This is a genomic window from Halorubrum sp. B53 (assembly GCF_059752395.1).
This window is the reverse complement of sequence record NZ_MWTH01000015.1, coordinates 58,385-83,310: the sequence shown is the minus strand read 5'-3', so window position 1 is coordinate 83,310 and position 24,926 is coordinate 58,385. Positions and strand designations below refer to the sequence as shown.

Annotated in this window: 27 protein-coding genes, 1 tRNA gene and 1 pseudogene; 14 read left to right on the top strand and 15 right to left on the bottom strand. The window is 68.7% G+C overall.

Going from position 1 to position 24,926, the window contains the following annotated elements:
* Positions 1–62 precede the first annotated feature (62 nt).
* The 3 genes from B4V06_RS12865 (at position 63) to B4V06_RS12855 (ending at position 2,924) form a co-directional block, all read left to right on the top strand.
* A complete protein-coding gene (locus B4V06_RS12865) occupies positions 63–935 on the top strand; it encodes a sulfurtransferase (RefSeq protein ID WP_498170125.1) in 873 nt (290 codons plus the stop codon).
* A 332-nt stretch (positions 936–1,267) separates the two neighbouring features.
* A complete protein-coding gene (locus B4V06_RS12860; protein WP_123112379.1) occupies positions 1,268–1,501 on the top strand; it encodes a YgaP family membrane protein in 234 nt (77 codons plus the stop codon).
* A gap of 190 nt (positions 1,502–1,691) precedes the next feature.
* Positions 1,692–2,924 carry an FAD-dependent oxidoreductase gene (locus tag B4V06_RS12855; protein WP_498170124.1) on the top strand — a complete coding sequence of 411 codons (1,233 nt, stop codon included), beginning with the start codon at positions 1,692–1,694 and terminating at the stop codon, positions 2,922–2,924.
* Positions 2,925–2,959: 35 nt separating this feature from the next.
* Here B4V06_RS12855 and B4V06_RS12850 read toward each other — a convergent pair whose 3' ends face one another.
* Complete coding sequence (locus B4V06_RS12850; protein ID WP_123112377.1) at positions 2,960–3,550, bottom strand: NAD(P)/FAD-dependent oxidoreductase; 591 nt, start codon at positions 3,548–3,550, stop codon at positions 2,960–2,962.
* Between the two features lie 115 nt (positions 3,551–3,665).
* Entirely contained in the window at positions 3,666–4,571 is a 906-nt protein-coding gene (locus B4V06_RS12845) for a hypothetical protein (protein ID WP_498170123.1), read from the bottom strand.
* A 152-nt stretch (positions 4,572–4,723) separates the two neighbouring features.
* On the opposite strand from B4V06_RS12845, the gene B4V06_RS12840 reads away from it, so the two are divergent.
* Together B4V06_RS12840 and B4V06_RS12835 are read left to right on the top strand one after the other, a co-directional pair.
* Positions 4,724–4,797 (top strand) — tRNA-Tyr (locus B4V06_RS12840).
* 204 nt (positions 4,798–5,001) lie between these two features.
* On the top strand, positions 5,002–5,229 hold the full coding sequence (locus tag B4V06_RS12835) for a hypothetical protein (protein ID WP_498170122.1): 228 nt from the start codon (positions 5,002–5,004) through the stop codon (positions 5,227–5,229).
* A gap of 158 nt (positions 5,230–5,387) precedes the next feature.
* Here the strand turns inward: B4V06_RS12835 and B4V06_RS12830 are convergent, their stop codons facing one another.
* Positions 5,388–5,702 carry a hypothetical protein gene (locus B4V06_RS12830; protein WP_498170120.1) on the bottom strand — a complete coding sequence of 105 codons (315 nt, stop codon included), beginning with the start codon at positions 5,700–5,702 and terminating at the stop codon, positions 5,388–5,390.
* 42 nt (positions 5,703–5,744) lie between these two features.
* Entirely contained in the window at positions 5,745–6,710 is a 966-nt protein-coding gene (locus B4V06_RS12825; protein WP_498170119.1) for a hypothetical protein, read from the bottom strand.
* 663 nt (positions 6,711–7,373) lie between these two features.
* Between B4V06_RS12825 and B4V06_RS12820 the strand changes: the two genes are divergently transcribed.
* The 6 genes from B4V06_RS12820 (at position 7,374) to B4V06_RS12795 (ending at position 11,094) form a co-directional block, all read left to right on the top strand.
* Positions 7,374–7,904 carry a hypothetical protein gene (locus B4V06_RS12820; RefSeq protein WP_123112373.1) on the top strand — a complete coding sequence of 177 codons (531 nt, stop codon included), beginning with the start codon at positions 7,374–7,376 and terminating at the stop codon, positions 7,902–7,904.
* 86 nt (positions 7,905–7,990) lie between these two features.
* Positions 7,991–8,581 carry a hypothetical protein gene (locus B4V06_RS12815; protein WP_498170118.1) on the top strand — a complete coding sequence of 197 codons (591 nt, stop codon included), beginning with the start codon at positions 7,991–7,993 and terminating at the stop codon, positions 8,579–8,581.
* Positions 8,571–8,963 (top strand): hypothetical protein, encoded by a 393-nt coding sequence (locus tag B4V06_RS12810; RefSeq protein ID WP_123114822.1) that lies wholly within the window; start codon positions 8,571–8,573, stop codon positions 8,961–8,963. Before B4V06_RS12815 ends, B4V06_RS12810 begins: the two co-directional genes overlap by 11 nt.
* Complete coding sequence (locus tag B4V06_RS12805) at positions 8,960–10,246, top strand: helix-hairpin-helix domain-containing protein (RefSeq protein ID WP_123112371.1); 1,287 nt, start codon at positions 8,960–8,962, stop codon at positions 10,244–10,246. The genes B4V06_RS12810 and B4V06_RS12805 overlap by 4 nt, the downstream gene beginning before the upstream one ends.
* Positions 10,243–10,545 (top strand): hypothetical protein, encoded by a 303-nt coding sequence (locus tag B4V06_RS12800; RefSeq protein WP_123112370.1) that lies wholly within the window; start codon positions 10,243–10,245, stop codon positions 10,543–10,545. The genes B4V06_RS12805 and B4V06_RS12800 overlap by 4 nt, the downstream gene beginning before the upstream one ends.
* 75 nt (positions 10,546–10,620) lie before the next feature.
* Positions 10,621–11,094: a universal stress protein gene (locus tag B4V06_RS12795; RefSeq protein ID WP_123112369.1), complete on the top strand. Its 474-nt coding sequence runs from the start codon at positions 10,621–10,623 to the stop codon at positions 11,092–11,094.
* A 44-nt stretch (positions 11,095–11,138) separates the two neighbouring features.
* On the opposite strand, the gene B4V06_RS12790 is transcribed toward B4V06_RS12795, so the two are convergent.
* The 4 genes and pseudogenes from B4V06_RS12790 to B4V06_RS12775 all read right to left on the bottom strand — a co-directional run bounded on the left by B4V06_RS12790 (position 11,139) and on the right by B4V06_RS12775 (position 14,160).
* Entirely contained in the window at positions 11,139–11,795 is a 657-nt protein-coding gene (locus B4V06_RS12790) for a DJ-1/PfpI family protein (protein WP_123112368.1), read from the bottom strand.
* Positions 11,796–11,840: 45 nt separating this feature from the next.
* A complete protein-coding gene (locus B4V06_RS12785) occupies positions 11,841–12,527 on the bottom strand; it encodes an SCO family protein (protein WP_123112367.1) in 687 nt (228 codons plus the stop codon).
* Between the two features lie 72 nt (positions 12,528–12,599).
* A pseudogene (locus B4V06_RS12780) lies at positions 12,600–13,503 on the bottom strand (sulfite exporter TauE/SafE family protein).
* A gap of 153 nt (positions 13,504–13,656) precedes the next feature.
* Positions 13,657–14,160, bottom strand: coding sequence for a winged helix-turn-helix transcriptional regulator (locus B4V06_RS12775; RefSeq protein WP_123112365.1), 504 nt, complete (start codon positions 14,158–14,160; stop codon positions 13,657–13,659).
* A 170-nt stretch (positions 14,161–14,330) separates the two neighbouring features.
* Here B4V06_RS12775 and B4V06_RS12770 point away from each other — a divergent pair, with 170 nt between their 5' ends.
* Positions 14,331–14,669 carry a DUF7471 family protein gene (locus B4V06_RS12770; protein ID WP_123114821.1) on the top strand — a complete coding sequence of 113 codons (339 nt, stop codon included), beginning with the start codon at positions 14,331–14,333 and terminating at the stop codon, positions 14,667–14,669.
* Positions 14,670–14,695: 26 nt separating this feature from the next.
* Here the strand turns inward: B4V06_RS12770 and B4V06_RS12765 are convergent, their stop codons facing one another.
* The 3 genes from B4V06_RS12765 to B4V06_RS12755 are packed head-to-tail and all read right to left on the bottom strand — an operon-like array spanning position 14,696 to position 18,433.
* Positions 14,696–15,559: an ABC transporter permease gene (locus B4V06_RS12765; protein WP_123112364.1), complete on the bottom strand. Its 864-nt coding sequence runs from the start codon at positions 15,557–15,559 to the stop codon at positions 14,696–14,698.
* On the bottom strand, positions 15,556–16,380 hold the full coding sequence (locus tag B4V06_RS12760; protein WP_123112363.1) for an ABC transporter ATP-binding protein: 825 nt from the start codon (positions 16,378–16,380) through the stop codon (positions 15,556–15,558). The genes B4V06_RS12765 and B4V06_RS12760 overlap by 4 nt, the downstream gene beginning before the upstream one ends.
* Entirely contained in the window at positions 16,373–18,433 is a 2,061-nt protein-coding gene (locus B4V06_RS12755) for a NosD domain-containing protein (protein WP_123112362.1), read from the bottom strand. Before B4V06_RS12755 ends, B4V06_RS12760 begins: the two co-directional genes overlap by 8 nt.
* Before the next feature lie 105 nt (positions 18,434–18,538).
* On the opposite strand from B4V06_RS12755, the gene B4V06_RS12750 reads away from it, so the two are divergent.
* Entirely contained in the window at positions 18,539–19,108 is a 570-nt protein-coding gene (locus B4V06_RS12750; protein WP_123112361.1) for a nitrous oxide reductase accessory protein NosL, read from the top strand.
* 126 nt (positions 19,109–19,234) lie between these two features.
* On the opposite strand, the gene carB is transcribed toward B4V06_RS12750, so the two are convergent.
* Positions 19,235–22,456 (bottom strand): carbamoyl-phosphate synthase large subunit, encoded by a 3,222-nt coding sequence (gene carB / locus B4V06_RS12745; protein WP_498170117.1) that lies wholly within the window; start codon positions 22,454–22,456, stop codon positions 19,235–19,237.
* A gap of 158 nt (positions 22,457–22,614) precedes the next feature.
* Between carB and B4V06_RS12740 the strand changes: the two genes are divergently transcribed.
* Positions 22,615–23,652: a S66 family peptidase gene (locus B4V06_RS12740; RefSeq protein ID WP_498170115.1), complete on the top strand. Its 1,038-nt coding sequence runs from the start codon at positions 22,615–22,617 to the stop codon at positions 23,650–23,652.
* 41 nt (positions 23,653–23,693) lie between these two features.
* Here the strand turns inward: B4V06_RS12740 and B4V06_RS12735 are convergent, their stop codons facing one another.
* The 3 genes from B4V06_RS12735 to B4V06_RS12725 all read right to left on the bottom strand — a co-directional run bounded on the left by B4V06_RS12735 (position 23,694) and on the right by B4V06_RS12725 (position 24,869).
* Positions 23,694–23,909, bottom strand: coding sequence for a hypothetical protein (locus B4V06_RS12735; protein ID WP_123112358.1), 216 nt, complete (start codon positions 23,907–23,909; stop codon positions 23,694–23,696).
* Positions 23,910–24,044: 135 nt separating this feature from the next.
* Positions 24,045–24,578 carry a DUF5815 family protein gene (locus B4V06_RS12730; RefSeq protein WP_123112357.1) on the bottom strand — a complete coding sequence of 178 codons (534 nt, stop codon included), beginning with the start codon at positions 24,576–24,578 and terminating at the stop codon, positions 24,045–24,047.
* Between the two features lie 81 nt (positions 24,579–24,659).
* On the bottom strand, positions 24,660–24,869 hold the full coding sequence (locus B4V06_RS12725) for a hypothetical protein (protein WP_498170113.1): 210 nt from the start codon (positions 24,867–24,869) through the stop codon (positions 24,660–24,662).
* Between the last annotated feature and the right edge of the window lie 57 nt (positions 24,870–24,926).

Here is a 24,926-nt window from a genome sequence, read left to right as displayed (position 1 = left end):
AGACCACGGCAAGGACCACCATTACCGGGAGTTCAAAACCGTTGCCCGCGTAACACGAAGTGATGTCCGAGGACGTACTCGTCACGGCGGACTGGGTGGAATCGAACCTCGACGCGTTCCAAGACGACGACGCCGATCTGCGGCTCGTCGAGATCAACAATCCGACCGTCACCGACGAGTCGGAGTACACGCCGTACGAAGAGGGGCACATCCCCGGCGCGCTGAACTTCGAGTGGGACGAGGTGTTCACCGACGAGACGGAGCGCGACATCGTCTCGAAGGCGGACTTCGCGGCCCGCAACGGCGAGGCCGGCATCGACGCCGACACGACGGTCGTCGTCTACGGCGGCGGCCGCGTCCCCAACTGGTTCGCGCTGTTCGGCTACTGGATCTACAAGTACTACGGTCACGAGGACGTCCGCGTGATCGACGGCGGGAAGGGGTACTGGGTCGCCAACGACTACCCGCTCACGACCGAGGAGCCCGACTTCACGCCGCGCGACTACGAGGCCCGCGGCCCCTTCGAGAGCGTCCGCGCGTACAAGGACGACATCGACAAGGCGATCGAGGAGGGGATCCCGATGGTCGACGTCCGCTCCCCAGAGGAGTTCTCCGGCGAGGTCATCGCGCCAGAGGGGCTCAACGAGACCGCCCAGCGCGGCGGCCACATCCCCGGCGCGAGCAGCGTCCCGATCGGGACCACCCTGAACGAGGACGGCACGTTCAAGAGCGCGGACGAGCTCCGCGAGCTCTACTCGGAGGCCGGCGTCGACGGCGACGAGTCGACGATCACCTACTGCCGCGTCGGCGAGCGCTCGTCGATCGAGTGGTTCCTCCTGCACGAGCTGCTCGGCTACGACGACGTCCGCAACTACGACGGCTCGTGGACCGAGTGGGGGAACCTCGTGGGAGCGCCGATCGAGACGGGCGAGTAGGCGGCGGTCACCGCCGTCGACTCGTGACGCTACGTAAATACGTCGCCAAGCGGGGAAGCCGCCGACAGGCCCTTGCGCCGAGAGCCCGAACCGGCGATCGATCATGGCCGCGGACGACGAGGCAGAGGCCGCGGGCGGTCCGGGCGACGCGCCGACGCCGCGAGGGCCATCGCCGAGGAACACGGGACGGCCCCGTCCGGATCGACCGGCGACGGAGCGCCGGCCTCCGGTGACGACCGCGGCCGTCAGACCGACCTGTCCGCGTTCGACGAGGACGACTGACCCGGCGACGCGTGCGAACGTATTTACGCTTGTGTGTCGTATTGTGAAGTATGAACCAGAACGTCGGTGCGACGGATAAGCGCGTTAGAACGGCCCTCGGTGCGGTGCTCGGTGTCGCCTCGCTCGCGACCCTCGCCGGGGCGGTTCCGCTGCCGGCGCTCGCCGCGCCCGTCCTCGGCGTCGCGTCGCTGCTCATGCTCGGGACTGCCGCGAGCGGCACCTGTCTGCTCTACTCGCTGCTCGGCGTCGACACGTGTCCGGCGTCGGCGAGCGGCTCGCGATAGAGCGCTCGGCTGGTCCGGTCGCGTCCGGACAGCAGCGTTGAAACGGTACTTCTCGGCGACTTTCGGACCGGCGGCGACGGCACCCTCAAGTGTGGCTAGTCGTAACGTGTGACATGAGTCTGCGAGACAGACTGACGACCCCCGCGTGGGTGCGCGCGTCGAACCGCTTCGGCGACCGAGGTGACCGCCCGTGAGCGGCGACCCGACCGTCCTCGTGATCGGCGGCGGCGCGACCGGGGCCGGGGTCGCCCGCGACCTCGCGCTCCGCGGCGTCGACGTGACCCTCGTCGACCGCGGTGGGCTCGGGAGCGGCACCTCCGGGCGCTCGCACGGCCTGCTCCACAGCGGGGCCCGGTACGCCGAGGCCGACGCGCCCGGCGCCGAGGAGTGCCTCCGCGAGAACCGGACGCTCCGCGAGATCGCCGGCGCGTGCGTTCGCGAGACCGGCGGGCTGTTCGTCCGCCTCTCGGGCGACGACCCGGACTACTTCGAGGAGAAGATCGACGCCTGCGAGGAGGTCGGCATCGAGACCGAGCGGCTCGACGGCGACGCGGCGCGGGCGGTCGTTCCCGGCCTCTCCGAGGACGTCGCCGAGGCGTTCCGCGTGCCGGACGGGGTGATCTACCCGTCCAGACTCGTCGCCGCGAACGCGGCCGACGCCGAGCGACACGGCGCCGCCGTCCGCATCGACGCGCCCGTCGAGGCCATCGAAACGGACGACGGCGCGGTCTCCGGCGTGCGCCTCGGCGGCGACGTCGACGCGACCCTCGAACCGGACCACGTCGTCAACGCCACGGGGGCGTGGGCCAACCGGATCGCCGAGATGGCCGGCGTCGAGGTGGGGATGGCGCCGAGCCGCGGCGTGATGATCTCCGTCGAGTACGACGGGCTCGACCCGGTGTTGAACCGGTGTCGCGACCCCGACGACGGCGACATCGTCGTCCCCCACGAGGGGGAGGCCGTGCTCGGCACGACGAGCGTCCCGGTCGACGACCCCGACGAGTACGAGCGCGCCGACTGGGAGGTGGAGCGGTCGGTCGAGGAGTGCGCGGCGATGCTCCCCGCGGTCGCCGACGCGCCGACGGTCCGGACGTGGTGGGGCGTTCGTCCGCTCTACGCGCCCGACGAGGCCGGTTCGGACCGACGGGGGATCTCTCGCGGGTTCAGCGTGATCGACCACGCAGACGAGGGCGTCGCGAACCTCCACACCGTCGTCGGCGGGAAGCTGACGACCTACAGGGAGATGGCCGAGGCGACGAGCGACCTCGTCTGCGAGCGGCTCGGCGTCGACGCCGACTGCGAAACCGCGACGGAGCGGCTCCCCGGCGCCGACGACCCCGACCGGCTCGACGATCTCGTCGCGCGGTACGGCGGGGCGAACCCGACCGACGCCGGCGTCGTCGACGCCGCTGCCGACGATTGAAAAGAGGAGATTCGGGGGCGGCGAGACCGTGCCGACTACTCGCCGTCGTCGATCAGGCCGCCGAACACCGAGGTCGCGGTGTCCGGCACGTCGAAGTCGTGGTAGTGCTCGCCCTTCTCCTTCGAGAGGATGTTGAGAGCGGCGGCGGCGCCGTCGCCGGCCGAGATGACCGCCTGCCACTCCTCGGCGCGGACCATCCCGCCGGTCGCGTAGGCCCCGTCGACGGTCGTCTCCATGGAGACGTCGACCTCGACCGTGTCGTCGTCGCCGAGCGCGCAGCCGAGCGACTCGGCGAGGTCGCGGCTCGCGCCCGTCGCCAGCACGAGATAGTCGGCCTCGTACTCGTCGGACTCGGTAGTCACCGCGAACCCGTCACCCGACTCGGCGACGTCGGTGACCTCCTCGCCCTGATGGCGGTCGACGCCGAAGTCGTCCGCCTGCTGGCGGGCGGTCGCGAGGAACTCGCTGCCGCCGACCGAGCCGATCCCGGGGTAGTTGAACAGGTGCGCCTTGTGCATCCACGTCTTGTCGGTGTCGAACAGGACCGCGTCGAGCCCGTTCTTCCCGGCGAACAGTCCCGCGCTGAGTCCGGCCGGTCCGCCGCCGACGATAGCTACGTCTGCCATGGCCGTCATTCCGGTCGCGGCGTGATAAGCGTTGGCGGAACCGGTGACGCGGGTGCGGTACTCACGCGCGCGGCGTCGCCGGCGGCGGAGTGCGCCGGACGGAGACCGCCGAGAGCTACGACGAGAAGTCGGAGAGCGACCCGCGCGTATCGTCGGCGTCGGCTCGGTCACCGGCGTCAGCGTCGGCTCGGTCACCGGCGTCGGCGTCGTCTCTCTCCTCGTCGGCGTCGTTTCGCTCGGCCTCGCCGCCGATCTCCTCGGGCTCGTGCCACGGGTCGTCGGGGTCGACGGGCTCGACCGCGCGGTCGAGCTCGGCGGCGTCGTAGTCGCGCTCGGCGTCGAGGATCATCGCGAGGCGCTGCCAGCGGGCGCTGTGCTCGCCCTCGCCCTCCGGGCCGACCCGCGCGCCGCGGGTCTTGAAGAAGCGCGTGCCGCGTCCCAGCTTCGACCCCTCGCCGGTGTGCCCGTCGAAGATCGCGTCGAACTCGCCGCCGGGGTCGAGGTCGCCGACGGGGAAGTCGTGGGCGGGCTCCTCGCCGCGCTCGCGGGCCTCGGCGCGGACGTCGGCGACGGCCCGGAAGTACTCGTCGGCGTTGGGGCCCTCGCGGGTCGACTGCGCGCGGGCCGCCGCCAGCGCGGCGTGGATCGCGCAGAGGCGGCCCTTCCACTCGGCGGGCTCCCAGCGCTCGGTGGCGAGCTCCTCGTAGCGCTCGATGGTGAGGGCGACGTCGCTGCCGGCGCGGAGGTCCTCGACGACGTACAGCGTCAGGCGGTCCCAGAGGTTCCACGCGTAGCCGGAGCGGGCCAGCTCCCAGGCGGCCCACGCGGCGACCTCCTCGTCGGAGCGGCGCACGGCCTTCTGGAGCAGGCTGGAGACGGCGTAGCGGTTGTAGCCGCCGTCGGTCTCGTTCGGCTCCTTGGGCTCGCCGAAGTCGTTCTCGCCGGTCGCGTCGGGCGTCGTGTCGGTCTCCAAGCTCCCGTCGGACCCGAACGTCGCCTGTCTGTCGTCGCCGTCGGCCATACGCCCGCTCCCGCCGCGAGCGACTTAAAAACCGCGCGCGGCGGGCGGGAAGGGAGCGACGACGCCGGAGCCGGAGGCGCCCGCGGTACGGCGGATCACACCTCCGCTGAAAGGGAACCCTTAAGTTGAATCCGGCGGCTAGAATACGGTAACCGCCCTTAGCTCAGCCTGGTAGAGCAGTCGACTGTAGATCGACTTGTCCCCCGTTCAATTCGGGGAGGGCGGACTGAACCTCAGCAACCGTGAGCGACAGCGAACGGTTGCTGTCCGTGAGGGACGACCGACCCGAATTGAGCAGACGAGTCACAGCCCGGAACGGCGAGCGGAGCGAGCCGCACGCCCGGACTGTCTCGGCGAGGGCGAACTTCCTTTCCAGCCGGTTCTTAGTGCACACCCGTGTTGCTCTCGTGACGTTCTTAGCGAGGGCCGTATGTTCTGTCTCCTTCGTGTAGAGACGATGGTGGAGCAGCGCGCGAAGAAACTGGAAGATTTCAGGCGGATGCTGAGACCAGAGGCACAGCAGGCGTTTGGTGAGGTACTGGGTATGATGGGCACCAACGTTGGCGCCGCTGACTACCTGGAGCCCGCGACGCCGCGGCGAGCGATGGACCTCTTGCTATACATCGAGGCGGAGCTGGAGCGCCAACGGTTGCAGTAGGAGGTGGCCGACCTAGAAGCCGAGATCGACCAGATCAAGGAGTATCCAGCCGGCGAAGCCGTCCCGTTGGAATAGCTGATATCTACCGTTTCCGGCTATCTTTAGCCTACCTGTACAATAGGGCAAGCGATGACTACAATCCTAGAGTCGACTAAAATCTAGAGATCGATCTCAGATACGACCCATTCCTCAATTGCCTTCTCTTTCATTTCATCCCAATCATCAAAGACGGTCTGCTTTGAGACGAATCTGCTAAAATCTCTAGTTTGCGGCGAGGTTGGGTGATCTGATTCCGAGGGGCTTTTTTCCATGAATTCTCTGAAGGAATTGAATCTAGAGTACCTATTCATAAATCGGTCTGTGAAGATATCATAATATAACTCAGAGGGGTCATCACTAAGCTTCCCAGTATCTGCTTTAGAGACCCTGAAGCCTTCCTGCTTATCTTCGATATCCCTCTTGTACAGGGGCATGGGTTGGTTTACTGACGGTATTGACTTAAGGATTTGCCTCAATTATGTGTCATTATTGTTAAGATCTATATCTAGTTTTTCGGCTTCCAATCTTATCTCCTTAGACTCTGAATTATTCTCTGCAGCATTATAAAAATCAACTACAATATACTCCGTAAAGTGTCTTTTATATTGTCCAGCTGAATACATGAATAAAAGTGTGCCAACTAATAGGCTAGTTGGTATACTGAAACCGTATTCATCCAATACAGGCACAATTACTGGAGAGTAACCCAATACAGACTCCACATTACCTAAGATAATAACCGTATATACTATGGTAAATGTTAGTAATGTGAGCCATGTACTTCTGCAGAATGATGATGTAGCCTGAAATTTTCTGGCTCTTCCACTGTTGACAAACCTAAGATAGCTCATGACGAACCGGTAGATCTTTTCATGTTCTTCAACCAGATCCATGTCCATCGACTTTAGTTGGTTTCTAGACTGTAATTTAAACCAGTCGTACAATCCATCTGCTTCATTTCCTTCACCAAATTCGTCTCTAAGTCGCATCTTGAACCACACCCGGTGGGGAAGAACGACTTCGTTTACACGGGTGACTATCCAACAGTATATGCGACAGAACAATCGGCGTAGAACAAGCTCTGTTTCAATATAGGGCCATCTCTTGGACAGAGTGTTTTCTGGAGATCTTGGATCCATTCTCTGATAATCTTGCCAGTAACTTGTTCTTGCCCTTGTGGAACGACGGTGGATAATTTGGGTGAGTTTGTACCCAGCGGTTTCACCCGCTACAGCAACTGAATGTAGTACTTGGCCGATAATGAGACCAGATACTGCAGTAACTATGAGCAGAATTGAAATAACTCCTAGACTTGTTCCTTCAATTGATACATCCGGAATGGACGGGCTGAGGGATACTAGAGCAATAAAGAACAGCGTGCCAGGAATCGTTTTAGCAAACAAATCATATGATCCTAATACGGAGGCAACTCTAGTCGGCATGTGTTATTATTCGTGTTGACGAACCGCCATATTAATGTATCGGGAATCAGCAGATATACTGAATATATTGCTGTGTAGAGCCAGTGAGTCCGAATCGAGATATTAATTCGGGTCACCTAATTCTGCGAAGAGTGATGGATCATCAATAGCTCGACCCATGATTTGTCGTAGAGCTTCCGCTCAGGTCATGTCCATCAGAACTTTCCCTTCGATTTGTGCCTATTTTACAGCACGATCAACCTTAATGTATTACTCGCATAGAGCTATCAGTCAACGTGACCGTCAACATGCCGACGGAGATGGTCGACGACGTGACCGAACAGGCCGACGAACACGGAATGAGCCGCGTGAGTACATCCACTTCCTGATCCGTCAGGCGGACGACTCTCTCTTCGCGGTGGCGGAGCAGTCGCTCACCACGGCGGGCGTCGAATCGAAGAAGGACTGCGTAATGATCCTCATCAACGAAACTCCGCAGCGCCCCCCGGCAGAGACAACGTGATTCCTCGTAAGAAGCGTCTGGAGCGCGCCGCCGAGTCGGAACCGTGACACCCGAGGACCGTCGACATACGCCACGAGCACGGTTAATCCCGCAAAAACCAAAATCAACTCCTCTAATTTATTACATACTAGTTTAATATCTATTATGAATAATACTTAAGAATGTCCGTAGGACAAGAACTCCTCGACGTACCGTTCCCTGAGATGGTGGCCAGCATGGGCCAGGGCATCGCAGACGCGCAGAACCAGCTTGACATGAACTCGGTCGAGGTCGCGAAGGTCCTCGCCGACACGAAGATCGATGTCGTCCCGGCGATCACGCGGACGATCGACTCGGACGGCGACGTCACCTATTCCGAGGCGTCCCCGATCGAGACCTCGCTGCTGCAGGCCGGGCTGTTCCCGACGTTCTACCAGTTCTCCGAGGCCGTCATCGAGGTCGAGATGGACATCAAAACGACCACCGAGCGGGAGACGAACATCGACGTCAGCGCCGAGGCGCACGCGGGATTCGGGCTGTGGGGCGGCAGCATCCAGACAGACGTGAGCCACAACCGGAAGTTCGGCAAGGAGGTCCACGGGACGAGCAAGCTGAAGACCACGATGGTCCCGGTGCCGGAGCCGCCGTACCTCTTCCCCGAGGTCGAGACGGTCGACAACCGCCCCGAGGCCGACGCAGAGACGACCGAATAACCGCGACCGACTCGGTCTCCGGTCGCCGCCGGCGTGAGCGCGGCTCTCGCGGGCGACGCCTGAACCACGCCGAGACACCCACATCCATGCCGCTACGAGCACATCACCGACCACCGCGCAGTACCGCTCCCGATCGATCGACCCAGACGGTCTCGGACATCCCGTTCGACGACCTCGTCTCCCTGCTCGCCACGGGCGTCGCCGACGCCCAGACCGCGCTCGACAGGCAGACCGCGGAGACGGCGGCGTCGCTCGCGGAGACCGAGATCGAGGTCGTCCCGTCGGTGACTCGCACCATCGAGCCGGACGGAACGGTCACAACCGATACGGCGGCGACGGAGCGGCGGTCCCTGCTCGAGCTCGGGGTCACCCCCGCCCACTACCGATTCAGCGACGCGACGATCGAAGTCGAGATGGATGTCAGCGTCGCCGAACGCGACCGCTCGGAGAACGGCCGCTCGGACACCGAGCGTGTGGAATCCGAGCGCGCGGATCGGGCGCACGAGCTCCGCGCCGGCACGCAGTCCGTGATCGACCGCCGGACGTTCGACCGCGAGGCCGGCGCGAACGCTCGGCTCGCGGCGCGGCTCGAACCGACTCCCACCCCGGCCGCGGTCGGACCGGACGCGACGGGTGAGGCGCTGGACGCCGTCGACGGAGGCGAGCGTGCCGACTGACCAGTGGCTCGCGCGACCGCTCAAGGAGTTCATCCGGACGGTCGCGTTCTCGGTCGCCGAGGGCCAAGAGGAGCTGGACCGGCGGTCGATGGCGGTCCAGCGGTCGATCGAACGCGACATCGAGGACGGGAGCCTCGCGTACGACCTCGACGCGTCGTGGCTCAGGTTCGCCGACGTCGAGGCGGACCTGGAGATGACGCTGTCGATCGAGGGACGGGAGATCCGCGATCCGGAGACCGACGAGGTCCGCGCCTACAAGCCGGTCGTGAGCGCCGTTCCGTTGAACCACCGGACCGCGGACGAGTACGACCTCGACGCCGAGATCGCCAGCGAAGTGCGACTCCGCATCGCTCCCGTTCCGCCGGAGTCCCGAAGCCTATGAGCGAACGCGATCGGTTCACGTTCGACGCCGGCGCGACTCGCTTCGCCGAGACGTTCCAGCTGGAGGAGATCCCGCAACTCGACGTCGACAAGTTCGAGACGGTCGAGCGGGCGGCGGTCGAACGGCTCGTCACCGAACAGCAGGAGTCGCTCGTTCGCCTGCAGGCGGACGTGCTGGACGTTCGCAGCGAGCGGACCGCCCTCGAACGCCAGCTCTCGAAGGTCGAGGCCCAGCGCGAGGAGCTGCGGGAGCGGGTCGGAGAGCTGGAGGCCCAGCGACCGGCGGTGGAGCCGAAACAGGTCTTCTCGAACCTCGGCGCGGCGCTCGAAGAGGTCGACGACGACTTGGCGAGCGAGCGCTATCGCGTCGACGACGTCGACTTCACGCTCAAGACGAACGTGATCCAGACCGACGACGGAATCCGGATGCACCTGCCGTCGCTGGACGAGTCGTCGGTGTCGGCGAACCTCAGCGAGGTCTCGTTCCGGCTGCGGGCGCCTCGCGGCGAGCCGGAGGCCGCCGGTCCGACGTACACCGACGTACCGGACCTGCGGGGGCAGCCGCACGAAGTCGCGGCACGCCGGCTCGCCGCGGCGGACCTGACTGTCGGCGCGGTCGAGCGCGCCGTCGATCCGGACGCTCCACCGGGGACCGTCGTCGAACAGTTCCCCGAGCCGTACGCCGTCGCCGAACCAGGGTCGCCGGTCGACCTCGTCCTCGCCGAGGCGCCGGAGAGCGAGTCGGGGGCGGCGAGCGAGTCGAGTTCGGCGACCGAGCCGAACGCGGAACCGACACCCGAGCCCGACGCCGACGCGGGAAGCGAGGGCGACGACGCGGGCTCGTCGCCGTCCGACGACGCCGACCGGTCGGAGAGTCCCGAGGCCGACGACGAGCGAGCCCGCATGGAGGCGTTCAGACGGGCTATCGTCGACGTGGCCCCCGAGAACGGGGACGCTGTCGTCGAACGGCTTCAGCGAGCCGGCGTCACGGACCTCGAGTCGCTGATCGCGTTAGATCCCGAAGAGCTCGCCGCGGAGCTGTCGATCCCCGTCGAGCAGATCGTCGCACTCCAGCGGCGGCTGGGCGGCGGCGATCCGATCGCGCTCGAAGCGGTCTCCGGGATCGGCCCGACGTACGCGGGCCGACTTCGTGAGAAGGGCGTCCGGAACGTCTCGCAGCTGGCGGCGCTCGACCCGGAGACCGTCGCCGAGATCACCCGGGCGTCGACGAGCAGGGCCGCCGGCTGGATCGAGGAGGCGACGGAACTGGCGGGGGCCCGATGAGCGTCGCGGAGCGGTTCGGCGCGTCGATCGAGGTCGACGGGCCCGATCCCGAAGCGGAGGGGTTCTTTTTCGTGAAGCGGCGGGACGCGGTCGACCACGAGGCGTTCGTCACCGGCCTGCTCGGACTGGTGGGGACCTCCGGTCGGCTCGTGCTCCACCACCAGTCGGGATTCGCGGTCGTTCGCCTGCCGCACGGGCGCGCGAGACAGCTTGGGCGGCTCCCGTGGATCGACGCCGTCGGCGGAGTTCGGTTCGATCCGGAGCGGTTCGCGGCGTTCGCCGGCGCTCCCGTCGTCTGAACGGCGGGGACTCAATTATCAGTGCGGTCACTCGCACCGACAGCGTATTTATCCCCCGCATGCAACCTTACGGACATGACTCTTGTCGTGGTCCCGGTCCGGTTCCCGCCGTCGTCGCATTCCGAGGCGACGCTGCGGGAGGCGGTCCGGGTCGCGGAGGAGCGCGGCGCCGACCTCACGGTCCTCCACGTGGACCTCTATCAGAACTCCGGCGGCGTCTCCCGCAGCGACCTCAAGCGCGCCGTCGAGAACCGGATCGGCAAGGTGGACCGGGCTCGGTACGTCGTCCGGCGTGGGTTCCTCGTCGAGGAGACCATCTTGGAGGAGATCGTCGCCGAGAAGGCCGACGTCGTCGTCATCGGCTCGAAGCAGGCGGGTCGCTGGCGGCGGATGGTCCAGAAGCTCCTCTCCGATCCCGACATCGACGCGTTCCTCCGCAGCGAGCTCGACTGCACCGTCATCACGGTCGCGGCCGACGGCGAGACCACGAGCAACGAGGCCGAGGACGACGGGTCCGGCGCCCCGCTGCCCAACGACGGCGACGACTGAGACCGCGGTCGCGGCGGAAACGCTCTCCGTGTGCGCTCGACTCCCTACTCCGACCGCTCGGCGCTCTCCCCGTCCGGACCGGCGACCGCGTACCGACGCTCGTACTCGATGACGGTGGCGACGCGGTCGGCGATCTCCCGGCCGAACTCCCGCTCGACGATATATAAGGCCAGATCGATACCGGAGGTTACGCCGCCCGCGGTGAGCAGGTCGCCGTCGTCGACGACGCGCGCGTCAACGACCTCGGCGCCGGACTCGCGCAGTTCGTCGATCGCGCCGGCGTGGGTGACCGCGCGCCGCCCGTCGGTGACGCCGGCCTCCGCGAGCAGCATCGACCCGGTACACACCGAGGCGATGCGCGTGCCGGCCGCGTGGTGGGCGGCGAGCGCGCGGGGCACGTCCCCCTTCTGCGCCTCCGCCCACGCGCTCGCCTCCTCGTCGCGGGCGTTCCACCCGCCGCCGGGGACGACCAGCAGGTCGGGGGCCTCGCCGGCGTCCGGTCCGGGCATAGTCGCGTCCACGCCGACGCGCGTCCCGTGGCTCGCGGTCACCGACTCGCGCTCGTCGAGGGTCACGTACCGGACGCGCCCGGCGCGGTCCCCGCCCTCGGCGGCGTAGCCCAGCGCGTAGTCGAACACCTCGTACGGGCCGATCCCGTCCAACTCGTCGAAGCCGTCGTACAGCAGCACGTCGACGTCCATACCGACCCGGAGGGGGGCGGAGGGCTTGTGCGTTCCCCCGACGGCTCACTCCTCGTCGAACGCCTCGACGACCGTCTCGATGTCGCCGGCGACGCGGTCGCGGTCGATCTGCTCGCCGCGGTACGCGCGCTCCACGATCCCGTCGGGGTTGACGAGCAGGGTGACGACGGCGTGCGTGAAGTCGTAGCCGGGGAGCCGCTCGCTCTCGGTCGTCTTCTCGAAGCCGATCCCGAGCCGGTCTTCGACGATCGCCTTCGCCCGCTCCGGGCTCTCCGGGCGGAGGTAGTGCCAGTTGCCCGCGTCGAGGTCGACGCCGATCGTCTCGGCGTTCTCGCGGAGCGCCGCCGCGTCGTCGCGTTCGGGGTCGAACGTGATCGGGAGGAACACCGTCTCGTCGGTCAGTCCAGCGTCGGCGACGCGTCGCTGGACGCCGACCAGTCGCCGCAGGAGGATCCCGCACTCCACGGGGCAGTAGGTGAACACCCCGGTCACGATCGCGGTGCGGTTAAGCGCCTCGCTGTCGATGGTGATCCCGGCGATCGGGTCGCGCAGCTCGAACGCGGGGAGCGGCTCGCCGTACGCGGGGTACGCGAGGTCCTCGCTGTCCGCGAGCTGGTCTTCCTGCGGCCCGAGCACGACACCTTCTGGCTCGCCGCCGAGCACCGACGTGCATCCGGCGGTCGCGCCGATCGTCGCCGCGGCGATTCCGCCGAGTACCGCTCGCCGTTGCATACCCGATCCGACGGACGCCGGTCGCATAACCGGTCTGGTGCGGGCGTCGAACGCCGCACTCGGCTCGTCCCTTTATAAAGGCGAGTAGTACGGGATCGGCAGGTGCGGCAGCGGGACGCCGAGCGTCGCGAGCCCGTGCTGGAGCGGGATGTAGCCGAGGGCGACGAAGGCGACGCCCAGCGCCCGGTGGAGCCGCATGCGGGTCTCGACGCTCACCGACCCGAACGCGGTGCCGAAGAGGAACATCGCTGGCACGGTTCCGAGGCCCAACGCGGCGAGCGCGGCCGCGCCGCCGAGCGCGCTCCCCTGCACGAACGCGTACAGGAACGCCGGGTACAACAGGGGACACGGCAGGAGCCCGTGCGCGGCGCCGAGCCCGACGATCCGCCAGTTACCGACCCACGCGTCGACCCGGGGGACGATCCGATCCGTGACGACCCCGGAGGCGGCCTCGATCCCGGGGACCGGGATCCGCTGCAGTTCCAGTCGGAGGGCGTACCGCACGCCGATCGCGACGACGACCGCCCCGACCACGAGGCCGGTGAGCGCGTGCACGTCGTCGGCGACCGTCGTCACGGTGCGACCCGTGACGAACGCGAGGCTCCCGGCGAGGCCGAACAGGCCCCCGATCGCGGCGTAGCTCGCGGTCCGCCCGAGGTTGAACAGCGCGTGCTGGCGCACCTGTCGCACGGTGAGATCACCGCGGCCGCCGGCGCGACCGCGGCCGCCGGAGCCGCTCGCGCCGCGGTCGGCGCCGTCGCCGGCGGCGCCGTCCCGCAGTCGGTCCGCGTACGTCGAGACGAGCGGGCCGCACATGCCGATACAGTGTGCGCCGCCGAGGAGCCCCACGAGCAGGAACACGCCGAGGCTCAGCGGCTCCGCCGAGTGGATCGTCCCCCGCGGGCTCACACGTCGCCGTCGCGGGGACGTGCGACGTCACGTCGAGCGAGTCGACGCCGCCCTCGAGTTCACGCATGCCGTCTCCAAGTTCACGCATGCCGTCTCCGAGTCCACGCATACCATCCCCGAACCCGCTCATGATCGATCGGTCGCGCGCGGCGGCCCTAACGGATCTGGTGCGATCGACGAACGCGACGGCGGCGACGGGACGAACTGACGGCGACGCCGCTCACTCGAGGAGGCTGTCGACGGTCCGAACGAACCGATCGACGATCCGGTCCGGGAGCGACCCCGACACCTCGTCGAGGAGCGCCGCGGTCTGCTCGGGGCGCGCGAGCGAGACGCGCATCGGGCTGTCGTCGGACCGCTCGACGATCCCGCTTTCGGCCAGGTTAGAGACGTGCCACGAGACGGTGCTCCGCGCGAGGTCCAGCTCGTCGGCGAGCGTCGCGGGGCGGGTCGGCCCCTCGGCGTGGAGCCGGACGAGGATCCCGCGGGCGGTCTCGCGACGGAGGAAGGCGACGGCCCGTCGCTCCCACGGGTCGAACGCCGGGTCGAAGTAGTGGGCGCGGCCGCCGATCCGCTCGACGGCGACCTCGTCGTCGCTCACGAGGCGGCGGAGATGGTACTGCGCCTGTCCGGTGGCGATGTCGAGGTCGCGGCTCACCCGGTTGAAGTGGACGCCGGGCGTGTCGCGGACGTGTCGACGGACCCGGGCTCTGGTGTCCGACATGGGTGCTTATCTCGAGCTACCGGGTCGGTGTTTAAAACGGGCCCGCGCGTTCTATCCGCGCGGGAGCGACCGGGAGAGTATTGTTATCGCCCGCCGCAGTAGGAGTCGAGAGCGTGAGCCCGACCTCCGCGACCGCGGTCGCGACCGCGACCGCCACGGCGACGACTACGGTGCCCCCGACAGCGACCGCCGGCGGCTGGGGCGTCGAGGGGTCGCTGCCGCTGCTCGCCGTCGTGCTCGTCGCCGGCGTCGGAACGGGGGCCCTCTTCCTCGTGAGCCTCGCCGCGTATCGCCGTCGCCGGAGCGCGCAGTACGCCTTGATAAGCGTCGCCGTCGGCGCCCTCCTCGCCCGCTCGGTCGTGGGCGCGGGCACCATCCTCGGCGTCGTGCCGATGCCGGTCCACCACTTCCTCGAACACGGGCTGGACTTCACGATCGCCGCGCTCGTCCTCTACGCGGTGTACGCTCACGCCCCCGGGTCGGTGGGGGACGACGCGCGCTCGGATTGACCGGGAAGGGGTCCCTCGCCGCGCGCTCAGTCCCCGATCCCCCTGCGAACGCGTTCGATCGCGGCGTCGACGCGGCGACCGAACGCGAGCGTCGCGCCCGCGACGGCGACGCCGAGGAGCGTCCAGCCGACCAGCGACCCGACCGCCAGTCCGGTGGCGACGAACCCGCCCTCCGGGGCGAAGGCGACCCCGATCACGTGCTCGAACACGAGCCCGCGGAACGCTCCGTTCGGCGCGAGCGCGATGGAGGCGGGGACCGTCGTCGGCGACGCCCCGGCCGCGAGCGACCGGAGCAGGACGAGGTCGCCGCCGAGCACGCCCCCCACCAAGGCGAGAACGCCGAGCGCGATCGCGCTGCGGCGGCTCGCGGCGAGCGCCGAGACGGCCGCCGCGAGCGACACGTACGCCGCGCCTAAGAGGAGGACGAACGCGAGGAACCGCAGGTACAACAGCGGCGAGTCGACCCCCGAATGCGTCGCGAAGATCCCCGTGTCCGGCGCGGCGGTCAGCCAGACGACCCCCCCGATGACCGCGTACGGGACGCCGACGACGGCGACGAGCGCGACCGTCCGCGCCAGCAACACCCCCGCGACGTACTCGCCGACGCGGACCGGGTAGGTCCGGATCACCGCGAGCTCGCCGCTCGCGGCGTCGGTGAGCAGCGCGCGGTAGCCCAACACCACCGCGACGAGCGGGACTAAGGCCTCGGTCGGGAGGAGCAGGTCGACGACCGCCGGCACGAAGCCGGTCGCGCCGCCCCCGCCCGCGGCGAGGAGTCCGCCGAGGGCGACGAACAGTCCGACCGCCAACACGCCGTAGCCGGGGGTTCGGATCACCGTCGCGAGCTCGCGGCGGAACACGGTCGCGACAGCCGAGAGGCGGCCGCTCATCGGTCGGACACCCCCGTGACGTGGACGTCCCGCTCCGCGTCGTCGCTCTCCTCGCGCTCGCCGTCTCCCTCCGTTGGATCGCCGTCACCGCCGCCCCCGTCGCCCGCGTCTCCCTCGTCGCTCGCCCGCGCTCCGGTACTCTCAATCACGGCGCGGTAGAGCTCGCTCGCGTCGGCCACGTCGCGCTCCTCGAGGAGTCGGTCCAGCGCCCCCGCGGCGGCGACACGCCCCTGTCCCAGGATCACGACGCGGTCGGCGTGTGCGTCGACGAGGTCGAGCGCGTGCGAGGAGACGACGACCGCGGTGTCGCCGTCGGCGCGCCGGGCGGCCGCGCGGAAGGCGCGCTCGCGCATCCCGGGGTCGAGCCCGCTCGCCGGCTCGTCGAGGACCACGAGCGATGGGTCACCTAAGACCGCCTGTGCGATGCCAAGCAGGCGACGCATCCCGCCCGAGAGCGCCTCGACGCGCCTACCGCCCGCGTCGACGAGCCCGACCCGCTCCAGCGCCGCGTCGGGGTCGTCGTCGACGAGCCGCGCGTAGAACGCGAGCGTCTCGCGGGCGGTGAACCCGTCCCGAAACGGGACCCGCTGCGGGAGGTAGCCGATCGGCTTCGGGCCGGTCGCACCGGGGTACCGGACCTCGCCCGCGGTCGGCTCCGTCGCGCCGACCAGGATCCGCTGTAACGTCGATTTCCCGGAACCGTTCGGGCCGACGACGGCGGTAACGCCCGGCTCGAAGTCGATCGACACGTCGTCGAGCACTCGGACGCCGCCGTACGTCCGAGCCACCTCGGAGAGGCTCGCGACGAGGTCGTCAGGCATCCGCCACCCCGCTCGTCACGGTCCGGTTCGTCGCCGCCCCGCTCGTCGCGCTCCGAGCGGTTTCGGTCGGGGATCCAGCGGCTCCGCTCCCCGCTCGCTCGTCGAATCGGGCGCGCCAGTCGGCGTGGACCGGCCCCGCGCCCGGATCGAGGGCGGCGTCGACTCTGTCGGGCGAGTACGGCTCGGTCGCCGGCGCCGGGTCGATGATGCTCCCCGAGCGCGCGCCGGGGACCGTCCCGCGGAGGCGGTCGAGGAGGGCGACCGCGGGCGACTCGCGCACGCCGACCACGGCGACCTCGCGGTGGAGCGCGCCGTCGACTGGCGAGGTCGGGCGGTACGCGCGCTCGCCGGGCTCGTGGATCCCGACGTTCGCCCCCTCCCAGTAGTTCCCGCGGTCGCCGTCGGCCCAGACCCGGAGCGCGCCCGCCCCGGCGGCCGCGTGGTCCGCGTTGCCGACGAAGTCGTTCGCGACGACTCGGCTCGACGGGACGACCGTGGTCGCGCGGGCCCCGAGCTCGTTGTTCGCGGCGACGTTGCGCTCGTACAGCGACCCGCGCGAGCTGGTCGAGAAGCCGAGCTCGTTGCCGACGAGGGTGTTGTAGCCGAGGTACGCCCGGGTCCCCGACGCCTGGATCCCCGCGCTGGAGTTCCGCACGTCGTTGCCGACGATCGCGTTGCCCGAGGGTCGCGTCATCACCGTGATCCCGCCGAACAGCTCGTCCCGGAAGGCGTTGTCGGCGATCAGCGCGTCGCTCGTGTACATGAGGTGGACGCCGTAGCGGTTGTCCGCGAACGACGAGTTCCGGACGACCGAGCCGTCGGCGCGGTGGAGGTAGATCCCGTCGCGGCCGCCAGCGAACGCGCTGTCGGTCACGGTCACCCGCGACCCCATGCCGGTGACTCCCATGAACCCGTCCTGCCACTCGTCCGCCCCGTCGACGCGGAGGTCCCGGACCGCGGCGCGCGAGCCCTCCCGCAGGAGCAGACCGCTCGCGTTCGCCTCGACGGTCACGTCGTCGACGAAGAGCCCCGGCGCGCCGATCGCGCGGATCCCCGCGTCGCCGTGGCCGTACCCGAGCTGGATGTTAGTGTCCCACGCCCCGTCCTCGGGGTCGCGGTCCTCGCGCGCCGCCTCCGGGTCGCGCGTCTCGCCCCCGCTCCCGTCCACCGCGATTCCGGTGATCGCCACGTCCGGTGCTCGCACCGTGATCACCGACCCGTTCCCGTCACCGCTTATCCGCGCGTCGTCGCCGGCGATCGTGACCGACTCGGTCACCGTCAGCGTCTCCTCGTAGGTCCCCGGCGGGACGACGACGGTCGTGTTCGGCGGCGCGGCCGCGAGCGCCGCCTCGATCGTCGGCGCGTCCTCGCCGACGACGACGGAGACCGGCCGGTCGGCGCGGCGCTCGGCGGCCGCGATCCGCTCGTCGGCCGCGTTCCACCGGTCGGGAGCCATCCCGCGCACCGCCGCCGCGGAGTCCACGTCGAACGACCGGCTCCGGACCGCCTCCCAGTCCACCACCCGTCCGCCGTGGTCGGCGGTGAACGCCTCGGCGGCGCCCCGCTCCCGGAACGGAACGACCGTCTCCCCGGCCGGGCTCCGGGCGTCGCTCCCGACGACGTACATCGCCTCCGGCGCCGGGGTCCACTCGCCGGCCAGCTCGGCGTCGAACAGGCCGCTCTCGGTCGTCCCCGGCCGCGCGTCGTCGAACGTCTCGACGTAGGCGACGACCGGGTAGCCGAACTGCCGTTCCGTCCGGCCGTCGTCGAGCGCCGCCGCGAACGACTCGACGCCGTTGTAGCCGACGACGTACTGGAGCTGCGAGTAGAAGACCTGGGTCCGGGGGATCGTCGCCGACCCCGCCATCAGCGCGTCCGTCTCGGAGGAGAGGCCGAGCTCGACGACGTCGTCGTAGGCGACCGGCGACGGCGCGGCCGACTCCGGGTCGGCGACGAACGCCCCCGCCGTCGCGGCCGCGGCGGCGAGGACGAGCGCCGCGACAGCGAGCCGAACCGGGAGCGACGGTTCGCCGTAGGGATCGAAACGCGTCACGGTGCGGCTTCGAAGCCCCGGGGTTTAGCCGATCTGGTTCGTTCCTCGAACGACGGCTTGAATCGGTTCCGAGGGGCTAAGACGGTCGTCTTCCAACGGTTACGTATGACCGAACACCAGCGTCAGTCGGTGTCGCGTCGGAGTCTTCTCGCCGGGGTCGGCGCGGGCCTCTCGCTCGCGGCCGCCGGCTGTCTGGGCGAGGAGAGCGCGTCGATCACGCCGATCTCGCTCGACGGGGAGCGCGCCTGCGACGAGTGCGGCATGATAGTCGAGGACCACCCCGGTCCGGTCGGGCAGATCCACTTCGAGGACGACGAGCCCGAGGGCGGCCGACCGGGACAGTTCTGCAGCAGCGTCTGCACGTACACCTACCTGTTCGACGCCGAGGACGCGGGCCGGACCCCGCTGGCGACGTTCCTCACCGACTACTCGCTCGTCGACCAGGAGGTGTTCGAGGAGGGCTCCGACACGATGTTCTCCTCACACGTCGAGAGCGAGGCGTTCTCGCGGACGACGGAGCTCACGGTCGTCGCGCGCAGCGAGGTCGTCGGCGCCATGGGCCCCGAACTGATCCCGTTCAGCGAGGCGGACGACGTCGACTCCTTCGTCGAGGAGTACGGGGGCGAACCGATGGCGGCGACTGACGTGGAACGGTCGACGCTCGAAGCCTTATAAATAGTCGAGGCTGTCGACATCGAGTCCGTCGACATCGTGGACGACGGCGTATTCGTTATAAACAGGTCGTCGCGAGCGCGGGTCTCTTATAAACGGTGTGCGAGTGGACGACGGCGTTCCCGCCGGTTACTCGCTCGCGCCCCACCGCTCGACGCGCTTCGGCCGGTCGGAGACGGCCATCACGTCGAGGTCGTCGCCGGCGTGGTCGAGCGCCTCCAGAGCCGCCTTCGCGGAGGCGTGCGTCGAGAAGTAGGTGATCTCCTCCTCGACGGCGACCTCTAACAGCTCGCGCTGACGCGAGACGATAAGGTCGATCTCGCCGCGCTTCGCGGCCTCGATCAGGTCCGTCGCCGTCGAGAGATCGAAGTGCGCCGCGTACCCGTCGACCAGCGCCTCGCCGGCCTCGGTGTCGGGGTCGGGGAACTCCTCGGCGGAGAGGTCGACGACCGCCGTGCCGGACTCCGGGATCGGCTTGCCGGTCGAGTCCTGCGCCTTGTCGTACGCCTTGCCGAACGAGCGGGCGGTACCCATCACTTCGCCGGTCGACTTCATCTCCGGGCCGAGCCGCGGGTCGGAGCCCGGGAGACGGTCGAACGGGAGCACGACCTCCTTCACGCTGCGGTGCTCCGGGACCTGCTCGTCGGCGTCGAGGTCGGCGAGCGTCAGGTCGTCGGTCATCACCTTCGCCGCGAGCTTCGCGATGGGGACGCCCGTCGCCTTCGAGACGAACGGGACCGTGCGCGAGGAGCGCGGGTTCGCCTCAAGCACGTACACCTCGCTGTCGGCGTCGTCGTCGCCGACGCCGGTCACCGCGAGCTGGACGTTGAGCAGGCCGACGGTGTCGAGCGCGCGGGCGATGTCCTCGGTGACCTCGCGGACCCGCGACATCGTCTCGTCGTCGAGCGAGCGCGGCGGGATCATGCAGGCGGAGTCGCCCGAGTGGACGCCCGCGCTCTCGACGTGCTCCATCACGCCGCCGAGCAGCACGTCGTCCCCGTCAGCGACGGCGTCGACGTCCAGTTCGACCGCGTCGTCGAGGAACTGGTCGACTAAGATCGGCTTGTCCGGGGAGACCCGGACCGCCTCCTCGATGTACTCCTCCAGCTCCGCGTCGCCCTCGACGACCCGCATCGCGCGCCCGCCGAGCACGTAGGAGGGGCGGACGAGGACCGGGTAGCCGATGTCGTGGGCCAGCGCCAGCGCCTCCTCCTCGCTCGTCGCGGTGCCGCCCTCGGGCTGGGCGATCCCCATCTCGTCCATCAGGACGTTGAACCGGTCGCGGTCCTCGGCGAGGTCCATCGCCTCGACGCTCGTCCCCAGTATCTCGCAGTCGAGCCCGCGGCGCTCGAGCTCCGCCTCCAGCGGTTCGCCGATGTTCACCGACGTCTGCCCGCCGAACTGGACCATCACGCCGTCGGCGCCGGTCGCCTCGGCCACGTCGGCGACCTCCTCGGCCGTGATCGGGTCGAAGAACAGCCCGTCTGAGGTGTCGTAGTCCGTCGACACCGTCTCGGGGTTGTTGTTGACGACGTGCGCCTCGATGCCGAGCTCTCGGAGCGCCTGGATGGCGTGGACCGAGCAGTAGTCGAACTCGACGCCCTGCCCGATGCGGATCGGGCCGCCGCCGACGACGACCACGCTGTCGACGCTCTTGTCGACGACGAGCTCGCCCGCCGCGGCGTCGCCCTTCAGCGGTCCCCGCTCGAACTCCGACTGGCGGGCGGAGTAGTAGTACGGGGTCTCGGCGGCGAACTCGCCGGCGCAGGTGTCGACCTGCTTGTACGTCCGGCCGGGAACGTCCGCCTCCACGGCGTCGACGTCGACGCCGCCGGCCAGCGCGGCGATCTCGGCGTTGGTGTGGCCCGCGGTGGCCGCCTGCGCGAACTCGCCGTTCTGGGCGGCCTGCGCCGAGTCGCTGACGCGCTTGAACCGCTCGAGGTACCACGGTTTGATCCCGGTCAGCTCCTCGACGTCCGCGACGGTGTAGCCGCGGTCGAACGCCTCGAACATCGCGTACGGGCGGTCGGGCGAGGGGCGTTCGAGGTACTCGGTCTCTAAGGTGTCGTCGTCGACGGTTTCCCAGTCGACCGCCGGGTCGTACTCGGAGGAGCGCAGCGACTTCAGCAGGCTCTCCTCGAAGTTCCGGCCGATGGACATCGCCTCGCCGGTCGACTTCATCGCCGTGCCCAGCTCGAAGTCGACGTCGTCGAACTTGTCGATGGGCCAGCGCGGTACCTTCGTCACCACGTAGTCGATGGCGGGCTCGAAGGCGGCGGTCGTCTCGCCGGTGATCTCGTTGTCGATCTCGTGGAGGCGCTTGCCGAGCGCGACCTTCGCGGTGACGCGGGCGATCGGGTAACCGGTCGCCTTCGACGCGAGCGCCGAGGAGCGGGAGACGCGCGGGTTCACTTCCACCACGCGGTACTCGCCGCCCGGCGTCCCGTCGTCGTGCCACGCGAACTGGATGTTACAGCCGCCCTGGATGCCCAGATCGCGGATCACTTCGAGCGCGGCGTCGCGCATCTCCTGGTGCCCGTCGTCGGGGATCACCTGCGACGGGGTGACGACCGTCGACTCGCCGGTGTGGATCCCCATCGGGTCGATGTTCTCCATGTTGCAGATGATGATACAGGAGTCGTCGGCGTCCCGCATCACCTCGTACTCCAGTTCGACCCAGCCCGCGATGGACTCCGTGATCAGCACTTCGCTGTTCCGCGAGAGGCGGAGCCCCTTGCGGACGCGCTCGACAAGCTTCTCGAAGTCGTCGACGACGCCCGAGCCGGAGCCGCCGAGGGTGTACGTCGTCCGGGCGATGACGGGGAGCCCGCCGACCGCGTCGACGGCGTCCTGGACGCGCTCGCGGAAGTACTCCTCGTCGAAGTCGGTGACCGACTCGTCCTCGTCGAGCGAGATGGTGGTCGACTTGGGTACCGGCTGCCCGAGGCCCTCCATCCGCTGGCGGAAGAGGTCGCGGTCCTCCGTCGCGTAGATGGTGTCGAGCGGCGTCCCCATCACCTCGACGTCGTGCTCCTCTAAGATGCCCTCCTCGGCGAGTTCGGCGGTGACGTTGAGCCCGGTCTGGCCGCCGAGCCCGGCGATGACGCCGTCGGGCTCCTCGATCCGGATGACCTCCGCGATGGCCTCCGGCGTGATCGGCTCGATGTACACCCGGTCCGCGGTCTCCGGGTCGGTCATGATCGTCGCCGGGTTCGAGTTCACCAGCACGACGCGGGCCCCCTCCTCCTGGAGGGCGCGGCACGCCTGTGCGCCGGAGTAGTCGAACTCGGCCGCCTGTCCGATCTGGATCGGCCCGCTACCGATGAGTAGAATGGTCCGGTCCTCGCTCATTATCGCGACGAAGTACGCTCATCGTAATAAGGTCGACGATAAAGTACGAATCTCGCAGCTAGTTTGCGATTTTCGCAAGGTATGTCGAGCCATAGCGCACGAGATACGGTGCCACGCTCCCCGACAATTTATAAGACCGCCGGACACAGCCCGCCAGCATGGCGTTCACGACGCCCCCGCCGCTCGCCGACGGGCAGGTGCTCGCGATCGCGGCGCCCTCGCGGCCGGCCGACGCCACACGGCTTCGGATCGGCCGCGAGCGACTCGACGCGCTCGGCGTCGAGACGAGAGTGCTGCCGACGGCGGAGCCCGACCGCGACGACCCGGCGTCGCCCGCCGAGCGCGCCGCCGATGTCGAGGCGGCCTTCGCCGACCCGGAAGTCGGCGCCGTGATGGCGTACACCGGCGGCGACGACCAGATACGGGTCCTGCGACACTTGGACGGCGACGCGCTCGCGGCGAATCCGACGCGGTTCTTCGGGTACAGCGACAACGACAACCTCCGGCTGTTCCTCTGGGACCTCGGGATCGTCAGCTACGGGATCGGCGTCCATCCGGACCTCGTCTGCGACGCCGAGCTCCACCCGTACACCGAGCGGTACCTCCGGCGCGCGCTGTTCGAGGACTCGCTCGGCACCGTCGAGCCCGCCGACGAGTGGACCGACGAGTGGTTCGACTTCGAGACGGGCGAACCGCGCGCGTGGCGCGACAACCCGGGCCCGACGGTGTGGGTCGGCCCGGACGCGGATCCCGACGAACCGGTCGGGGGCCGAGTCTGGGGCGGCTCCTTCGGGATCGTGAAGTGGCACCTCCAGGCGGACCGGTATCTGCCGGCCCCGGAGCGCCTCGACGGCGCCGTCCTCGCGCTGGAGACATCCGAGGACGTGCCGCCGCCGCGCGAGGTCGGCTACGCGCTGCGCGCGATGGGCGAGCGCGGGCTGTTGGAGCGATTCGACGGCGTGCTCGTCGGTCGCCCGCGGACGAACGCCCCGACGCTGGAGTGGGACCCCGACCCCGAGGAGTACCCGACCGAGCTGGAGCGCGTGGTCACTCGCGAACTCGAGCGATACGCGCCCGGCGCCGTCGCCGGCCTCGGCTACGACTTCGGCCACACCGACCCCTCCTTCCCGCTCCCGCTCGGCGCGGTCGCGACGCTCGATCCGGCGGACGGTGCGCTCCGGTTCGACCCGGACTGACCGCTCCGTCCGTGGGAGTCGCTTCGGTCGGGGCGCCGCGATCAGGTCTCCAGTCGGTACCGGTAGGGCCGGTCCGCGATGACCTCGACCTCGCCGCGCTCGGCCCACCGACCGAGCACGGTCGCGACGCGGTGCGGGCTGTCGATCTCCTCGCATTCCTCCGCGAGCGCGAGGATCTCCCGCGCCGTCAGCGGCTCGTCGGCGTCGGCGAGCACGCTGCGAATCCGGTCGTATCGGTCGTATTCGCGGGTGCTCATACGTCTTACGTACGGTACCCGCACATATAGGGTTCAGTGAGACAGGAGTCGGACAACTGTCTGACAAGAGGCGTGAGACCGGCGTTCGCGGGGGATTCGGCCGATTTCGAGCCCCGGACACCCCGCCGCTGGACGTCAGGCGTACGGGTCCTCGGCCTCGAGGTCCCGCTCGGCGCGGTACTGCTCGACGAACTCGCTCACGTCGAACTCGACCATCTCCGCCTCGAACGCCGAGAGCGCCTCGTCGTCGTCGGCGTGGCTCACGGCGTGTTCCATCAGCTCGACGACGAGCTCGACGACGATCTCGTGGAGGCGGCGGGAGTCGAAGTCGGTCACCCACGCCATCGCGTAGCCGACGTCCGCGTTCTCGCTCGCGTCGTAGGCGACGACGGCCTCCGGGAACTCCTCCAACACGACGCCGAGGAGGTGCGGCGTGTCGAACTCCGGCATCTCCTCGCTGGTCGTCTCGATCGCCTCGCGGAGCACCTCGACGAGGAAGTCGGGGAGGAACCGCTCGGGCGGATGAACGTCCATCACGACCGCGTGCGACTCGCCGCAGTCGCACTCGAACTCGCGCATGCCGAGGTCCAGCTCGCCGGCCGCCATCGTCTGCCCGCAGGGCAGCTCCAGCGTGTTCTCGTCATCGCCCGGGACGCGCGGCTGGGACATGGCCCCGCTTGGTCGCTGTCGAGGTTAAAAGAAGCGGAACGAGACGCTCGGCGGATTGAAATCCCGGGGCGAAACGGGCGGCTACTCGTGGTCGCCTTCGTGGTCTGAGTGGTCGGAGTCGTCGTCTTCGTGACCGCCCCCGTGCGTCTCCACCTCGGCCTCCACCTCGATCTCGATGCCCCCGGCCTCGTAGCTGGCCTCGACGAGTTCGGCGTCGTCGCGCTCGATCTCGAGCTCGTCGCTGTCGACCTCTACTTCGACCTCGACGTCGACGGTGACGTCCTCGGACATAGTCGGCTCTCGCTACGGACCGCGCACGCAAAAACGGTCGGCGCGGACGGTCGGGCC

Bases quoted from the DNA above. Each gene is read 5' to 3' on its own strand.
- B4V06_RS12865 (WP_498170125.1), top strand. From the start codon at position 63: ATGTCCGAGGACGTACTCGTCACGGCGGACTGGGTGGAATCGAACCTC.
- B4V06_RS12860 (WP_123112379.1), top strand. From the start codon at position 1,268: ATGAACCAGAACGTCGGTGCGACGGATAAGCGCGTTAGAACGGCCCTC.
- B4V06_RS12850 (WP_123112377.1), bottom strand. From the start codon at position 3,550: ATGGCAGACGTAGCTATCGTCGGCGGCGGACCGGCCGGACTCAGCGCG.
- B4V06_RS12845 (WP_498170123.1), bottom strand. From the start codon at position 4,571: ATGGCCGACGGCGACGACAGACAGGCGACGTTCGGGTCCGACGGGAGC.
- B4V06_RS12835 (WP_498170122.1), top strand. From the start codon at position 5,002: ATGTTCTGTCTCCTTCGTGTAGAGACGATGGTGGAGCAGCGCGCGAAG.
- B4V06_RS12830 (WP_498170120.1), bottom strand. From the start codon at position 5,702: ATGCCCCTGTACAAGAGGGATATCGAAGATAAGCAGGAAGGCTTCAGG.
- B4V06_RS12825 (WP_498170119.1), bottom strand. From the start codon at position 6,710: ATGCCGACTAGAGTTGCCTCCGTATTAGGATCATATGATTTGTTTGCT.
- B4V06_RS12820 (WP_123112373.1), top strand. From the start codon at position 7,374: ATGTCCGTAGGACAAGAACTCCTCGACGTACCGTTCCCTGAGATGGTG.
- B4V06_RS12815 (WP_498170118.1), top strand. From the start codon at position 7,991: ATGCCGCTACGAGCACATCACCGACCACCGCGCAGTACCGCTCCCGAT.
- B4V06_RS12805 (WP_123112371.1), top strand. From the start codon at position 8,960: ATGAGCGAACGCGATCGGTTCACGTTCGACGCCGGCGCGACTCGCTTC.
- B4V06_RS12800 (WP_123112370.1), top strand. From the start codon at position 10,243: ATGAGCGTCGCGGAGCGGTTCGGCGCGTCGATCGAGGTCGACGGGCCC.
- B4V06_RS12795 (WP_123112369.1), top strand. From the start codon at position 10,621: ATGACTCTTGTCGTGGTCCCGGTCCGGTTCCCGCCGTCGTCGCATTCC.
- B4V06_RS12790 (WP_123112368.1), bottom strand. From the start codon at position 11,795: ATGGACGTCGACGTGCTGCTGTACGACGGCTTCGACGAGTTGGACGGG.
- B4V06_RS12785 (WP_123112367.1), bottom strand. From the start codon at position 12,527: ATGCAACGGCGAGCGGTACTCGGCGGAATCGCCGCGGCGACGATCGGC.
- B4V06_RS12775 (WP_123112365.1), bottom strand. From the start codon at position 14,160: ATGTCGGACACCAGAGCCCGGGTCCGTCGACACGTCCGCGACACGCCC.
- B4V06_RS12765 (WP_123112364.1), bottom strand. From the start codon at position 15,559: ATGAGCGGCCGCCTCTCGGCTGTCGCGACCGTGTTCCGCCGCGAGCTC.
- B4V06_RS12760 (WP_123112363.1), bottom strand. From the start codon at position 16,380: ATGCCTGACGACCTCGTCGCGAGCCTCTCCGAGGTGGCTCGGACGTAC.
- B4V06_RS12750 (WP_123112361.1), top strand. From the start codon at position 18,539: ATGACCGAACACCAGCGTCAGTCGGTGTCGCGTCGGAGTCTTCTCGCC.
- carB (WP_498170117.1), bottom strand. From the start codon at position 22,456: ATGAGCGAGGACCGGACCATTCTACTCATCGGTAGCGGGCCGATCCAG.
- B4V06_RS12740 (WP_498170115.1), top strand. From the start codon at position 22,615: ATGGCGTTCACGACGCCCCCGCCGCTCGCCGACGGGCAGGTGCTCGCG.
- B4V06_RS12735 (WP_123112358.1), bottom strand. From the start codon at position 23,909: ATGAGCACCCGCGAATACGACCGATACGACCGGATTCGCAGCGTGCTC.
- B4V06_RS12730 (WP_123112357.1), bottom strand. From the start codon at position 24,578: ATGTCCCAGCCGCGCGTCCCGGGCGATGACGAGAACACGCTGGAGCTG.
- B4V06_RS12725 (WP_498170113.1), bottom strand. From the start codon at position 24,869: ATGTCCGAGGACGTCACCGTCGACGTCGAGGTCGAAGTAGAGGTCGAC.